Origin of the sequence: Pseudalkalibacillus sp. JSM 102089 (genome assembly GCF_041366475.1) — a bacterium.
Lineage (GTDB): Bacteria > Bacillota > Bacilli > Bacillales > Guptibacillaceae > Guptibacillus > Guptibacillus hwajinpoensis_B.
On the sequence record NZ_JBEWYW010000001.1, the window covers coordinates 762,047 to 776,089 of the forward strand.

Consider the following 14,043-nt stretch of genomic DNA (forward strand, 5'->3'; position numbering starts at 1 on the left):
ACATTCATATAACGTTATGAATGTGCTTAATCATTTCTTCGACCCTTATCGAGGTTAGGTGCCGTTCTCTCACCATTTCAAAGCCTTTCTGAGCGATGTGCCGTCTTTCTGTCTCGTTCACTAAATAATAATTTACTTTCTCAGAGAAATTGCTGTTATCAATTGCCACAAAGGTTTCTTCATTCTTGAATCCTAAATCTTCTAGTTCTTTAGTTACTGGAGCAAGAAGTAGCGTATTGCAAGCGAGCGTTTCAACATATTTAAGTAATGGATAGTGATAAATGGAATTACAAGTCAGAAACAGTTTAGCACGGTTTAATTCGCGGGCATATACTTCTCCTACTACTCCAGAATCGATCTCCTTGTCATAGCCAGGATGAGAATGGTAAAGAAATCCCTTCCTCTGTTTTAAATGACGGTACATTTGATTCCGGAATGGGTATAGCTTCGGTATCATGGATCCCATCATTAGAATATCCGTATCTTTTATAAGTTTATAGTCATGAAAAATATCCTTGGGTACATGATGAGGAAACCAGACCATTTCGCTTTGAAATTCTTGAAATGATTCCATGAATGCGTCTCGGTAATGAGTAAAGATAACTGATGGTTGAACACGTTTCATCATTCTTTTACGTGAGGCAACTTTGTAATGCAAATCATGCATCATGATACCGATCGGAATATCGGTATTCTCTAATCCTGTAATGTAACGGCCATAAGTAGGATGAAAATCATTCATTAAAATAAAATCTGGCTTCACTCTTAACATGGATAGAATCGATTGAATGTCGCCATGACTATGCCAAATCGTGAGAGCAGATTGTTTTTGTAATTCTGCAATTAAATACGAAGTACTTTTATCTATATAATGTGAAACATCATTTGTTATAAAAAGAATCGATATTCTCTTCAACTAGTTCCACTCCTATTCAAAAAAGGTTTCAAAATCTGAAACCTTTTTTAAATACCTATTAGTATTCGATACATACTATTTTATCGATTGGCATTACAAGTGTTCCAAATCCGCCTGATCCCACTTGATTAAAAATAACGAAGTCATGCCCTACTTCTTGTACTGTAACCCCACTAAGATAAGGATCCCCTAATTCTTCTTGAGTGTTAAATGTATAAACGTAGTCAATTGTAGTATTGCTTGCCTTCATCTGGCACAAAAGTCCTTTAAGTCGTAACATATCATCCATCCTTTTTTATTATTTCGGTAGTACCACTCCCGTTCTATTAATCATATGAAAGCAATACAAGCTTGTATGGACAATATGCTCAATCTAAAGAAAATTGGACGAATTCTATCTAGCGTTGCACCTAATTTCTAATAAATGGTTGAATATCCGGTGCAACTTGTACCTTCTTTAATACATTATAGTAGACCTGACCTTTTCAGTATCGGGTAAATATGTTTAGAAAGGATGTCGATTAATTGAGTACTTTATTCTCAGATGAATTCTGTCCAAAGAGTAAAAAATATTACGATTCTAAGTGGGATCGTAAGCATGATTCAAAGTGCGATAAGAAAGACGAAGATAAGCAACATAAATGCAAATGCGATAAGGACGACCATCATTCAAAATGGACGAAGCATGATGGAGAGTGGAAATTAGAAGTACACTGTAATTGCAAGTGTGAAAAAGAGGAACACCATTCAAAATGTGAGGAAAAGCATGAATCAAAGTGTGAGAAAAAGCATGACATGAAAGACCACGATTGCATCACGTCGCTTTTGAAAGAACTATTGCACCAGGATCATGAATTATTACTTCCAAGAAGACCTCTTGTTTATCTTCACATGAAGGGAACAGCAGGCTTTGTTATCCTTGAATCAGGGGCAAAAGCACCAACACCTTTTACACTCCTTAGCTATAATCATAAAACCGGCTGTGCTAAATTCACCTATGAATCTGTTATCGATCTATCTCCACAGGTTTATGTGGTTGACATCAATTCATTAAGTGCTATTTCAATCGCAAATCAAGCATAAGAAAAACCACGACATTTGTCGTGGTTTTTTCAATCATGTCGCGATAATATTGTACCCACTATCCACATGAATCATCTCGCCAGTAATTCCACCAGAAAGATCACTCATTAAGAACAGCGCTGTGTTTCCGACGTCTTCTTTCGTTACAGTACGACGCATCGGAGATTTCTCTTCAATCTCTTTAATCACAGAGTTGAAATCATTAATTCCTTTTGCAGCAAGTGTACGGATTGGCCCAGCCGAAATCGCGTTTACACGGATGTTGTCTTTTCCAAGGTCGTTCGCAAGGTATTTCACACTTGCGTCAAGCGAGGCTTTTGCTACGCCCATAACGTTGTAGTTGTTCACAACACGTTCGCCACCAAGGTAAGTCATCGTAAGGATGCTTCCTCCTTCAGTCATAAGTGGACGAGCTGCTTTTGAAACAGCTGTGAGTGAATATGAGCTAATGTTATGCGCTAGCAAGAAACCTTCACGCGTCGTTTCAAGATACTCGCCCTTTAATTCTTCTGTTTTCGCGAAGGCGATACAGTGAGCAAGTCCGTGAATAACACCAACTTCTTCTTTAATCTGAGCGAATGTCGCTTCGATTTCTTCATCATTCGTAATATCACACGGTAAAATAATAGAATCATCACGATCTAGCGTTCCAGCAAGGTCGCGAACATTCTTCTCAAGACGCTCACCTGCGTAAGTAAAAATCAATCTAGCACCGGCACTGCTTAGCGCCTGCGCAATTCCCCAGGCAATGCTACGTTTGTTTGCAACGCCCATGACAACATATGTACGGTTCTCAAGAGACAGGTTCATATCCATGCTCCTCCTCGAATTTATTATTAGTTATTAGCACCACGTCCTAAGTATAACATGCTTTAGTGAACATGCACCATGTGGATTTCTTCATCCTTTACTTGTTTGAATATTTCGTCTCTCATAACCGCATATTGGACACTCAAATATGACGTTTTGATTTGACTGAGCTGTAAGAGATTCTTCCATATCACAACTTCCTTTACATACAGGACAAATCACTTTCGGACTTTCAACATCCATTCACCTTCACCCTCCATTCATAACCTTATGGTAAAAAGTATCACCTTGTTCGTCGCATTTATGCTCCTTTCTTATTAACGTAAAAAACCCCCTCTCTCTCTAAGAGAAGGGGCTGAAAATTAATAACTTAGCAACGTTCGAACTTCTTCTACACTATCGCTGCTTCCTGTCACAATTAAGCGATCACCAATTCGGAGCTCAGTGTCACCATGAGGGACAATCGAATCCTTACCACGGAAAATTCGTACTATGATCGTATCACCGAGATATGGGAAGCTACGCAGTGGCACACCGTTGTATTCCACATTGTTCATGTTAATTTGATATAGCGCATTTTCTTCACGAGTGAAGATATTAACGACTCCAGGAGACTCGATGAGCGCTTTTAACAAGGCTTTTGTTGAGAAGAAAACAGAGAATACATCAATATTAAGCTCTCTTAGCTGATCGGCTATTTCTGTTAATTCAATTCGAGCAATGACGCGATCTGTTCCATATTCTTTCGCGAATACCGCAATATCCGAGTTCGTTTCATCATCTCCAGAAGAAATGAGGAGGATATCGGCATCGAAGACAGAGCTTTTCTTTAGTGTATCAATGCTATAATCCGAAAGCTCAATTACTTTAAAATGACTGCTTTGTTTCTCAGAGTCCACTTTCTCCTGCTTCGTATGATAAATCGATGTTTCATAATTGGCAGGATTAAGTTCCAGCGAGATAGGCAAAGTGATTTGGTTTGCTCCGATGATCGCCAGCTTCTTCGCATGAGAGCTTTCTTCTGGCTTCGGCATTAGTTTCTTGAAAAGAATTGGTGCTAGAATACAGCTCATAATCGCCACTAAGATTAAAGCAGATGACAGCTGATCATCAATGATATCAATTCGTTCTCCGATTTCAGCTGCTGCAATAACGAGAGAAAGCGTTGATGTTAGCAACATGCCGGAACCGAGAACCGTTTTCGTATCATACCATTTTTTCAATACAACAACGGGCACTAATTTTGAAGCAAAGAGCGCAATCAACAGTAATGGAATAAGAATTAACACTTTAGGATCCTGGAAAAGTGACCAGATATCTAGCTCTACCCCAACCATTACGAAGAAAATAGGAATGAGAAAGCCATATCCAAATGAATCGAGCTTTTGCACGAGTTCCGTATTTGGTGAGAGCAAGGAAACGAGTGCACCGGCAAGAAAGGCACCTAAGATATTTTCCGCTCCAACCGTTTCAGAGATACCGACTAATACAATAATTAACGTAAAGACGGCTCTCGTACCAATTTGAATGGTCCCCTTGGACATCGTCTCGATAAAGGAAAGATGTCGGAAGTAAGCCCCAAGGAAATAAAGCAAAATTCCTGCTCCAAAGAGTATGAGAAGCAGCCACATGTTCCCTTCTCCCCCTGAATTCAGGGAAACAAAGATCGCCAGTAAAATCATTGTAGCCAAGTCAGCTATAACGGCGATTAATAGAATCGTTTGACCGATACTACTCTTCATTATGTTTGCGTCTTTTAACGTAGGAACCACTACACCAAGCGATATGGTTGAAATGATTAACGTCATAAAGAAGGCATTATCCGTATACCCAAGTACAACGAATAGAAGAGACAATAGGTACGATACAAGAAATACAAAAATAAAGACGATAAACGAGACGAGAACACGATTCGGTTCGAGTTTACCGCTTGGTAGCTTTACTTTTTTCTTTTTACTCGCAAAAACCGAGAAATCGATCTCAAGACCACTTAGGAACATCAAGAAGATAAAACCAAGAGTTGATAGCGTATCAAGCCAAGTATCTCCTTGAACAAGGTTAAATCCACTTTGTCCAATGAAAATTCCGGCGATAATCTCGGCAACTACGACTGGCAAAAAGTTCAGTCTGAAGCGGTGTAAGATAAACGGTATTAAAAATGCGATTACGACTACGATAACAAGTGATGATACGGATGCACCGTGTTCCATTTCTTTCCTCCTTCAAACGTCTGCACAGTCAATTAGTCTTTAGACTAATTGACTCATAAATGCAGTCGCCATTCCAAAATAAATAAGTATACTGATAATATCATTAATAGTTGTAATGAACGGCCCTGAAGCAACGGCAGGGTCTATGTTAAGTTTGTGCATTAAGAGTGGGACTAGCGCACCAGCAAGAGTGGCAACAATCAACGTAAATAATAACGAAAAACCAACTAATAAACCAAGTAAAAAGGTTCCTTTCCACAAGAAAATAATAATGGTGACGAGAACTCCTGACGTTGCACCGGTAATTAGTCCAGTTCCTGCTTCTCTAACTATTAACGCCCACTTACTATTCTCTTCAAAATCTCCAGTAGCAAGACCTCTTACAACAACAGCAAGCGCTTGTGTTCCTGTATTACCTGCCATTCCAGCAATAAGTGGAATAAATACCGCTAGCAATGGGACTTTATCGAGGGTTACCTCAAACTGACCAATTAAGCTTGCTGTCATCATTCCAAGAAATAAGAGAATGATGAGCCATGGTAACCTTTTTTTCGCTGATGAGAATGGATTGCGATCAAACGAACCGTCATCTGAAATAGCGGCAAGCTTTGAATAGTCCTCTGAAGCTTCTTCCTCAATAACGTCGACAATATCATCGTGTGTGATAATACCGAGCAAATGATTTTGGAAGTCGAGAACGGGAAGTGCTAGAAAGTCATAATCTCTCATAATTCTAGCGGCTTCCTCCTGATCTTCACCGACCGAAATGGAAACAACCCGCTCATTCATAATCTCTTCTATTAACGTATCTTCTTCTGCAATAATTAAATCTCGAAGAGAAATAACACCAACGAGCCTTTTCTGTTCATCTAATACGAATATATAATAGATAGTCTCTGCTTCAGGTGCTTCACGTCTCAGTATTTGCATCGCTCGCTTCACCGTTTGATGTGCTCGGATCGATACAAATTCTGTTGTCATGATACTACCAGCTGTTTTTTCTTCATAATGAAGAAGTTCCTTAATTTCGTCAGCTGCATCATCATCCATAATGGTTAAGTAACTTGCAATCTGTTCAGGATTTAGTTCATTTAAGACGTCTACTGCGTCATCGGCATACATTTCTGCAAGCATTTTAGCCGCATAAGCTGGCTCCATCTCCGAAATGTATTCTTCTTGCTCTTCAATATCAAAATTCTGAAAGATCTCGGCCATTTCTCTTGGTGATAAATAGGTGTACACAAGCAGCCTGATTTGTTCGGATACGGTTAAGAAGAATTGAGACTGTTCATAAGGATGAATTTCTAGAAACAACTCTCGAAAGGCATCGATTCTCTCTTGTTCTAAATGATGAATAAGTGCTTCGTACAAAGCTTGCGTTTCTTGCTCCTGGTAAGCCACTCTGCACACCTCCTTGATGTTTTAGTAACAAAGTGCGTAAATACTCAAATATGGCTATATCATTTATCGTTTATTTCCGATAAGCTTTTCTAAGGATCGATGTTTTTTCTACTTATCAGTGTCATAAAGTAAAATTACCTTCCTATCTTAGTCGGTGTGTAGTTATTTTGTCAAAAATAAATACAGGAACCGATTTGCAAATGGAAGGATTTCAGATAAGATAGGAATTGTGATTAAAAGAAGGAACGCTTTTCTTTAGAAAGGATTATATCATGAACAATGACAATCAAACACCATGGCAACAAATAGATTTCACACTTTTATTCTTTGTCTTTCTCCTGATGTGCATTAGTACTGTCGCTATTTATAGTGCACAAGCTTCACTACCTGGAGAATTAAAAAACTTCAACTTTGCAGGAAGACAGCTAACGTGGTATTTCGTTGGTGCGTTTGTCCTCTCGCTCACACTGGTCATTGATTTTGATCGCTTTAAACAATTATCCTGGTATCTCTATGGATTTGGAATTCTTCTTCTAATCTTGCTTGCGGTTAGTCCTGAGTATATTGGAAGTTATCAAATTGCTCCGATTCGAAATGGGGCAAAAAGCTGGTTTGTGCTGCCTGGTTTAGGAAGTGTACAGCCATCAGAGTTTATGAAGATTTTCTTAATTATTACGATCGCTTCTACAGCGGTGAATCATCATGAAAAAAACCCAACAAAAACCATTCAAACAGACCTTTTATTATTAGCCAAAATTTTCGGTGTGGCAGCTGCACCTCTTCTAATCGTTATGGCCCAGCCTGACCTCGGAACAGCGATGGTTTTTACTGCTATTGTTGTTAGTATTACATTAGTATCAGGCGTTCGCTGGCGACTTCTCTCTCTTTTAAGTTTACTAGGGGTTGCAGGAATATCTGCTCTTGTCTTTATTTTCTTTAAGTTTCCGGCCTTCTTTAAAGCCTACTTACTTGATGAATACCAGCTCGCTCGGTTCTATGGCTGGCTTGCTCCTGAAGAGTATACAGATGCAGGCTATCAAGCGACGAAAGCGATCCTTGCCATCGGCTCTGGTAAATTAGAAGGGAAAGGATACGCTGACGGTACTGTTTACTTCCCTGAAGCGCACACTGACTTTATTTTTGCTGTGATTGGAGAAGAATTCGGATTCATCGGAGCAAGTATTACGATCTCCATTTTCTTCATGCTAATCTACCGAATGATTCATACAGCCCTTGAAAGCAATGAGTCCTTCGGAAGCTATTTGTGCGCAGGAGTTATCGGAATGCTAACATTCCAGGTATTCCAAAACATTGGAATGACCATTCGGATATTGCCAATTACTGGTATCCCATTACCATTCGTAAGCTATGGAGGAAGTGCACTTTTAACCTACATGATTGCAGTCGGACTCGTATTAAACGTCCGATCTCGAACGAAAACGTATATGTTTGAATAACCTGCCATATTGGCAGGTTATTTTATTTAGCCTTTAACCTTGATACATACTCGTCCAATAGGGTAATGATATAGAGATGAGATAGGAGGGTGCCATTTGTTAGACATTATCAGCGATATACACGGTTGTTATGAAGAACTGACAGAACTAACCAAACGAATCGGATATTCATGGGAAAGTGGACTTCCCGTCCATCCTGACGGTAGGAAACTCGTCTTTCCTGGTGATATCACTGATCGAGGAAAAGAATCTCTTGCTGTAATTGACATTGTCTCTCAGCTCGTTAGCACCGGACAGGCTTACTATTGCCCTGGGAACCATTGCAATAAACTTTATCGGTATTTTATCGGTCGAAACGTTCAGCAAACTCATGGACTGGAGACAACGGTTGCCGAACTAAATGCTCTCAAAAATGATGAGAAAGAGGCTGTGAAAAGGAAATTCATCTCTCTTTATGAACATGCACCACTCTATTTATCCCTCGATGACGGGGAATTAATTGCTGCACATGCAGGAATTCCTGCGCATTATATCGGCCAAGTTGGAAAAAAAGTAAAAACATTTGTCCTCTACGGTGACATTTCAGGCGAATCTCATCCGAACGGCATGCCTATTCGCAGAGACTGGGCTAAGCATTACAACGGAGAAGCTCTTATTGTTTATGGGCACACTCCAGTAAAAGAACCAAGGTGGATGAATCATACAATAAACATTGACACAGGATGCGTGTTTGGAGGCAAATTGACTTCGCTTAGCTATCCGGAATTGAAAACAACTTCTGTCCAATCATCAATGTCTTATGTTCCTGAGAAATTCACTTCTTTCGAATAAGACATAACATATCCTCTTCAACCTCTACTTCAAACCGGAGTTTTTTTTCTAGGAAAGGATGATAGAACTCAAGCTTCGCACTATGTAACGCTTGTCTATTTATTAATGCATGCGTTCCACCATAAAGATCATCTCCTAAGAGCGGATGACCAAGATAAGACATATGAACTCTAATTTGATGGGTTCTCCCCGTTTTTAGGGATAATTCAAGAAGGGAGAATCCTTTATAATGATTTATTGTGCGATAACTCGTTAATGCGTGTTGTCCATCAGGGCGAACAGCCCTTTCAATAATACTCCCCTCTTTCCTCCCTATTGGCGCATCGATTTCGCCGTCTCCTTTCACTTCGCCATGAACAAGTACAACGTATTGTCGTTTCATCTCTTTGTTTTTCTGCTGTCTGGAAAGAAGGTCATGTGCATAGCGGTGCTTCGCAAATAAAACGAGTCCAGATGTATCTCGATCCAAACGATTAACAGCGTGGATGGTACGATCTAGCTTATGCGTATGATAATAGTAGAGAACACCCTCTGCGAGTGATTCAATTGAATGTCGAGATGGGATCGTCGGTAGGCTTGCTGGCTTATTGATAAGTAAAAAGTGTTCATCCTCATAACAAATACGAAGCTCCATCTCTTTAGCTACCATCGTTTCGCTCACAGTTTCTTTTGGAAATAAGACTTCCACCGCATCGCCTTTCCTTAAAACAGCTCTAACGTTTTGATTGATGTTATTAACCGTAAGTTGTCCTCCATTGAATTTAATATCCGTTAACATACTTCTCGATAAATTCTTTTCCGTTAGAAGGTATTCCCTTAGCAGCATCCCTTCATTCTTCTCTTCTACGCTCCACTTCATTCTAACGCTCAAGCAAACTCACCTCGTGTAATTAAATTTTTCATGATAGGCATTCTTTTGTAATAGAGCGAAAAAAACAGCACCGTTCAACTCATGAACAGTACTGCCTCGCTTTAATATACTTCATCGACAAATGATTCCTTGACTCTTTTCCAGAAAGGAAACGGTCTAAAACGCGCGAATCTTACCTTCTCTTCTGCTACTCGATATTGAATAGACTTTACATCTTGTTGCAATAAGAAAAGATGATCAATCGTAATTTGAAAATCAGCATCATTCACCGGTCGCAGTAGACATGTATGATGCTGCGGAAGCACAAGTGGAGATCCTACAGTACGAAAGACGCGATTGTTGATAGATGCCATTTCTGAAAGTTGAATGGAAGGAAGTGCAGGATGAATGATAGCCCCGCCTAACGCTTTATTATAGGCTGTACTACCAGAAGGCGTTGAAATGCAGAGGCCGTCTCCTCTAAACGTTTCAAACAGATCACCTTTTATTTCAACATTCATCACTAAAGATCCCTCTACACTTTTGACCGTACATTCATTTAGCGCAAGATAGCGATTCTCTTTAGAACTATTCAAATAGCGAACCGTTACTTCAAGCAATGGATATTCTACGATTTGAAAAGGAGTCCTTGCAATATGGATGACGAGCTTTTCGACTTCTTCAGGGGTCCAGTCCGCATAGAAACCTAAGTGTCCTGTATGAACACCTACAAAGGCTGTTTGATCCAGGCGATCTTGATAATGATGAAAAGCGTGTAAGAGTGTCCCATCACCGCCAACCGAAATGACAATATCCGGTTCTGCTTCATCATAGTCCAGATCGAAATCACGTAAATAATTTTTGATGCGCTGCTGAAGTTGATTGGAGGTTTGATCCCCTTTTGACTTTACCGCAAATTTCAATTTAGGCACCTCGTCTAGTTTAGTTTTCAGCTTTCTTTTTGTTCATTTTCTTTCTTTTGCATAAAGATTTTCTGAGCTTCCTTAATCTCACCGCGTATTTCAGACATTTCATCATCAAGTTTGGAAGCTGCTTCAGCGGCTCGTTGAAGACGCTTTTTGACATCATCAGGGATTTTCTTATTGTATTTATAATTCAAAGAATGCTCAATTGTCGCCCAGAAATTCATAGCAAGTGTCCGAATCTGTATTTCAACGAGCAGCATTTGTTCTCCTTGAATCGTTTGAACCGGATACTGAACGACGACATGGTATGATCGATAGCCGCTTACTTTCTGATTCGTCACATAATCCCGTTCCTCAACGATATCAAAATCTTTTCTACCACGAAGGTGATGAATGACTTTATTAATATCTTCTACAAACTGACACATCACACGAACACCTGCAATATCATGCATTTCTTCCTGCAGTCTGTTGAGCGGTATGTGTTTCGTTTTCGCTTTATCAAGAATACTTGAAATCGGCTTTACTCTCCCAGTAACAAATTCAACAGGTGAATGATCATCCGCCTTTTCAAATTGCTCTCGAATGCCTTTCAATTTCACTTTCAATTCATTTACTGCTTGTTTATACGGTGCTAAAAATTCTTCCCAATTTTTCATCCAACCACCACCAACGACGATATCTATTATGACGCTGTTAGGAATACTTTCTCAACAGCTTGATTCATCACTTCTCCATAATTTGAATTATCTTTAATATTCTCAACAAGATAGGATAGTTCCTCTTTTAGATCAGTAAGTTCTATTGATGCGTCATCCCCGGAAGTAATAACCACGTTCACGTCCTGATCGAGCACGTTTGCTAACATTGGCCATACTTCCTCTTGAAATCGAATATATGTATACCCTTCTCCACCATCAAGCAAATACACAAATGACAAAGAATCGGAGTCCACTAACATATTTCCAGTAGCTGTATAGGAAGTAAGATCCACTTTTTCATTCAAACCAAAGGTAAGTGTGTGATCTGATAATTCTCCTGTAATAATGTAGTATTGTTCTGGCACAAATACCTCTCCTTTCGTTATTTCCAAGTATGTATCACCTAATAGTTTATCACAATGCAGTGGGAGATTTCACCGTTGTTGTTCTGAATAAAGACATATGCCATAATTCTTTTATATTCATCTAAATGGAGGGTTCACTTATGGCACAGGAAGTAGAAATCGAATTTAAAAATATGCTCACAAAAGAAGAGTATGCCTCTTTGCTTGATTACTATAAATTAGAAGAGAACATTAAAACACAAACGAATGATTATTTTGATACAAAGAATTTTATGATTCGTGAAAAAGGGGCTGCGTTACGCATTAGAAACAAGAATGACAAATTCGTATTAACATTAAAGCAGCCTGCCGAGGAAGGACTCCTTGAGACACATCAAACCGTATCACAAGAAACCTTTGAAAAGATCAAGAAGGACGGCACACTTCCTGATGGAGAAGTAGCATCGCAGCTAAACGAACTAGGAATTCCATCTCCGCTCGACCACTTAGGACGATTAACGACACATAGAGCTGAATACCAAACGACTGAAGGACTGCTCGTCCTCGACCATAGTGAATACCTCGGGAGAGAAGATTTCGAACTTGAGTTTGAAGTCTCTGATTTCACGACAGGAGAGCGCGCCTTCACGTCCGTTCTTCATCAGCATCAAATTCCAAAAAGAAAGACAAATAATAAGATTCTTCGATTCTTTCTAGCATCCCAAGAACAGGCCTAAACGGTCCTGTTCTTTTTGTTTGGCAATGATTTCAAATCGGATTATTTGCTGTTACGTAGGGAGGTTGCTAAAATGAAATTGTAATTAAGTTCTACCTTCCAAAGGGGAAAATGTATATGAAACAAAACATGTATGATCATATCGGCGGTGCTCAGCTTGAACAGCTAGTGACTGCTTTTTATAATCGGGTTTCACAGCATCCCGAATTAAAACCTATCTTTCCAGATGATTTAACTGAAACAGCTAGAAAACAAACTCAATTCCTAACTCAATTTCTCGGAGGGCCGCCTCTATATTCCGAAGAACATGGGCACCCTATGTTAAGAGCTAGGCATCTCCCATTCGAGATAACACCTAAACGTGCGACAGCATGGCTTTCTTGCATGGAGTTAGCAATGGATGAGGTTGAACTAGACGAAGATTTACGAGAACATCTCCTAACAAGGTTAACGTTTACTGCTCATCATATGGTTAACTCGGGTGATCAGGAAGAGAAAGGAGAATCGAATTGACACCGAATGCTACTGGTTCCTATTGCGATTCTTACAATCCAAATGGACAATCCGATACAGCTTGCACGACTACATCTCAAAAAGGTAAACCTATCGAGATTTACTCATTTATTGATCCGCTTTGTCCTGACTGCTGGGGTCTCGAACCGGTCATTAAGAAATTACACCTAGAATATGGACATACCTTCCGCATTAGACATCTAGTGGGCGGAAATATAAAATCATTTAACTCGTTTAAACGAAAAAATGAAGGCATCACAACACACGCTGATGTCGCTGAGCGTTGGGAACGTACAGCCAGTCGCTCTGGGATGTCCTGTGACGGTGATTTGTGGTATGAGGACCCTATGGATACCCCTTATATCGCATCAATTGCTATCAAGGCTGCAGAGCTTCAGGGAAAGCTTCCAGGATTTCGTTTCCTAAGGAAAATGAGAGAACTTCTTTTTATCCAAAAGCAAAACATGACTAAAGAAGAAAATCTAGTTCAAGCAGCAAAAGAAACCGGACTTGATGTAAAGGAATTCCAGAAAGATCTTCACTCTCAAGCTGCTGTAAAAGCATTTCAATGTGACTTAAAGATCTCTTCAGAAATGGAAGTTAATGAGCTTCCTACCCTTGTTTTCTTCAATGAAAATATTGAAGAAGAAGGTCTTAAAATTACAGGACTTTATGAATATGATGTGTATGTCAGAATTCTGACAGAAATGCTTAAAACAAAACCAACGCCAGAGCCTCTTCCGTCGCTAGATGAATTCATGGAACGCTATCACTTTGTCGCAACAAAAGAAGTGGCAGTCGTTTACGACATGAGTTGTGACGAGGCAGATGCCGCTATGAAGAAGCTCGCCTTGAAGCAAAAGGTAGAGAAAGTGCCCGCGAAACACGGATGTTTCTGGCGCACTGTAAAAAGTTAAAATCGGGCTTCAAAAAAGGAATGAACCAGCATGGTTCATTCCTTTTTTGTTCTTACCATTCAATTACTTCTCCTCTTCCAAGTAAGTATATGCATCATCATTTCTCATAACTATAATACGAGGAGGGAATTTTATGACGCGTTTTTTCATCTTACTAGGTGTGGCACTCATCATCGTTAGCTTTGTCATGTTTATTATGGGATTATTAAGATTTATTCCTGTGCCTATTGGTGGAGCCCTTTTATTTCTCTCTATTCTTTTTACCGTTAGCATGTACAATTCCAGAAACCAATTCAAAGGATTTAATCGCTAAAAAAAGCCTTCTCTAGGAGTAGAGAAGGCTTTTTT

17 protein-coding genes are annotated in these 14,043 nt (G+C 39.6%); 7 read left to right on the forward strand and 10 right to left on the reverse strand.

Going from position 1 to position 14,043, the window contains the following annotated elements; all coding sequences use genetic code 11:
* Positions 1-4: 4 nt before the first annotated feature.
* Together ABVF21_RS03785 and ABVF21_RS03790 are read right to left on the reverse strand one after the other, a co-directional pair.
* Positions 5-916, reverse strand: coding sequence for a glycosyltransferase (locus ABVF21_RS03785; RefSeq protein WP_371017514.1), 912 nt, complete (start codon positions 914-916; stop codon positions 5-7).
* A 58-nt stretch (positions 917-974) separates the two neighbouring features.
* Positions 975-1,196 (reverse strand): hypothetical protein, encoded by a 222-nt coding sequence (locus ABVF21_RS03790; RefSeq protein WP_303534855.1) that lies wholly within the window; start codon positions 1,194-1,196, stop codon positions 975-977.
* Between the two features lie 245 nt (positions 1,197-1,441).
* Here ABVF21_RS03790 and ABVF21_RS03795 point away from each other — a divergent pair, with 245 nt between their 5' ends.
* Positions 1,442-1,999, forward strand: a complete 558-nt coding sequence (locus tag ABVF21_RS03795; protein WP_371017515.1) for a hypothetical protein — start codon at positions 1,442-1,444, stop codon at positions 1,997-1,999.
* Positions 2,000-2,032: 33 nt separating this feature from the next.
* On the opposite strand, the gene fabI is transcribed toward ABVF21_RS03795, so the two are convergent.
* From fabI to mgtE, 4 genes are all read right to left on the reverse strand, one after another.
* A complete protein-coding gene (gene fabI / locus ABVF21_RS03800; RefSeq protein WP_194221216.1) occupies positions 2,033-2,809 on the reverse strand; it encodes an enoyl-ACP reductase FabI in 777 nt (258 codons plus the stop codon).
* Positions 2,810-2,899: 90 nt separating this feature from the next.
* On the reverse strand, positions 2,900-3,052 hold the full coding sequence (locus ABVF21_RS03805) for a hypothetical protein (RefSeq protein WP_371017516.1): 153 nt from the start codon (positions 3,050-3,052) through the stop codon (positions 2,900-2,902).
* 119 nt (positions 3,053-3,171) lie between these two features.
* Positions 3,172-5,019, reverse strand: coding sequence for a monovalent cation:proton antiporter family protein (locus ABVF21_RS03810; RefSeq protein WP_194221214.1), 1,848 nt, complete (start codon positions 5,017-5,019; stop codon positions 3,172-3,174).
* Between the two features lie 39 nt (positions 5,020-5,058).
* Complete coding sequence (gene mgtE, locus ABVF21_RS03815; protein WP_371017517.1) at positions 5,059-6,420, reverse strand: magnesium transporter; 1,362 nt, start codon at positions 6,418-6,420, stop codon at positions 5,059-5,061.
* A 272-nt stretch (positions 6,421-6,692) separates the two neighbouring features.
* Here mgtE and ABVF21_RS03820 point away from each other — a divergent pair, with 272 nt between their 5' ends.
* Together ABVF21_RS03820 and prpE are read left to right on the forward strand one after the other, a co-directional pair.
* Positions 6,693-7,877, forward strand: a complete 1,185-nt coding sequence (locus ABVF21_RS03820; RefSeq protein WP_283152336.1) for an FtsW/RodA/SpoVE family cell cycle protein — start codon at positions 6,693-6,695, stop codon at positions 7,875-7,877.
* Positions 7,878-7,973: 96 nt separating this feature from the next.
* Complete coding sequence (gene prpE / locus ABVF21_RS03825; RefSeq protein WP_371017518.1) at positions 7,974-8,708, forward strand: bis(5'-nucleosyl)-tetraphosphatase PrpE; 735 nt, start codon at positions 7,974-7,976, stop codon at positions 8,706-8,708.
* On the opposite strand, the gene ABVF21_RS03830 is transcribed toward prpE, so the two are convergent.
* The 4 genes from ABVF21_RS03830 to ABVF21_RS03845 all read right to left on the reverse strand — a co-directional run bounded on the left by ABVF21_RS03830 (position 8,692) and on the right by ABVF21_RS03845 (position 11,577).
* The gene (locus ABVF21_RS03830; protein WP_371017595.1) at positions 8,692-9,567 is read right to left on the reverse strand and encodes an RluA family pseudouridine synthase; all 876 of its coding nucleotides are present in this window, start codon (positions 9,565-9,567) and stop codon (positions 8,692-8,694) included. The genes prpE and ABVF21_RS03830 overlap by 17 nt on opposite strands.
* Before the next feature lie 113 nt (positions 9,568-9,680).
* Positions 9,681-10,481: an NAD kinase gene (locus ABVF21_RS03835; RefSeq protein ID WP_194222277.1), complete on the reverse strand. Its 801-nt coding sequence runs from the start codon at positions 10,479-10,481 to the stop codon at positions 9,681-9,683.
* 26 nt (positions 10,482-10,507) lie between these two features.
* The gene (locus tag ABVF21_RS03840; protein ID WP_194221210.1) at positions 10,508-11,143 is read right to left on the reverse strand and encodes a GTP pyrophosphokinase; all 636 of its coding nucleotides are present in this window, start codon (positions 11,141-11,143) and stop codon (positions 10,508-10,510) included.
* 26 nt (positions 11,144-11,169) lie between these two features.
* Positions 11,170-11,577, reverse strand: a complete 408-nt coding sequence (locus ABVF21_RS03845; protein ID WP_283152339.1) for a hypothetical protein — start codon at positions 11,575-11,577, stop codon at positions 11,170-11,172.
* A gap of 113 nt (positions 11,578-11,690) precedes the next feature.
* On the opposite strand from ABVF21_RS03845, the gene ABVF21_RS03850 reads away from it, so the two are divergent.
* The 4 genes from ABVF21_RS03850 (at position 11,691) to ABVF21_RS03865 (ending at position 14,008) form a co-directional block, all read left to right on the forward strand.
* Complete coding sequence (locus tag ABVF21_RS03850; RefSeq protein WP_371017519.1) at positions 11,691-12,266, forward strand: CYTH domain-containing protein; 576 nt, start codon at positions 11,691-11,693, stop codon at positions 12,264-12,266.
* Positions 12,267-12,382: 116 nt separating this feature from the next.
* Entirely contained in the window at positions 12,383-12,778 is a 396-nt protein-coding gene (locus ABVF21_RS03855; protein WP_371017520.1) for a globin, read from the forward strand.
* Positions 12,779-12,870: 92 nt separating this feature from the next.
* On the forward strand, positions 12,871-13,695 hold the full coding sequence (locus ABVF21_RS03860) for a ClpXP adapter SpxH family protein (protein WP_303534953.1): 825 nt from the start codon (positions 12,871-12,873) through the stop codon (positions 13,693-13,695).
* A 133-nt stretch (positions 13,696-13,828) separates the two neighbouring features.
* Entirely contained in the window at positions 13,829-14,008 is a 180-nt protein-coding gene (locus ABVF21_RS03865) for a hypothetical protein (protein ID WP_226612623.1), read from the forward strand.
* Positions 14,009-14,043 lie beyond the last annotated feature (35 nt).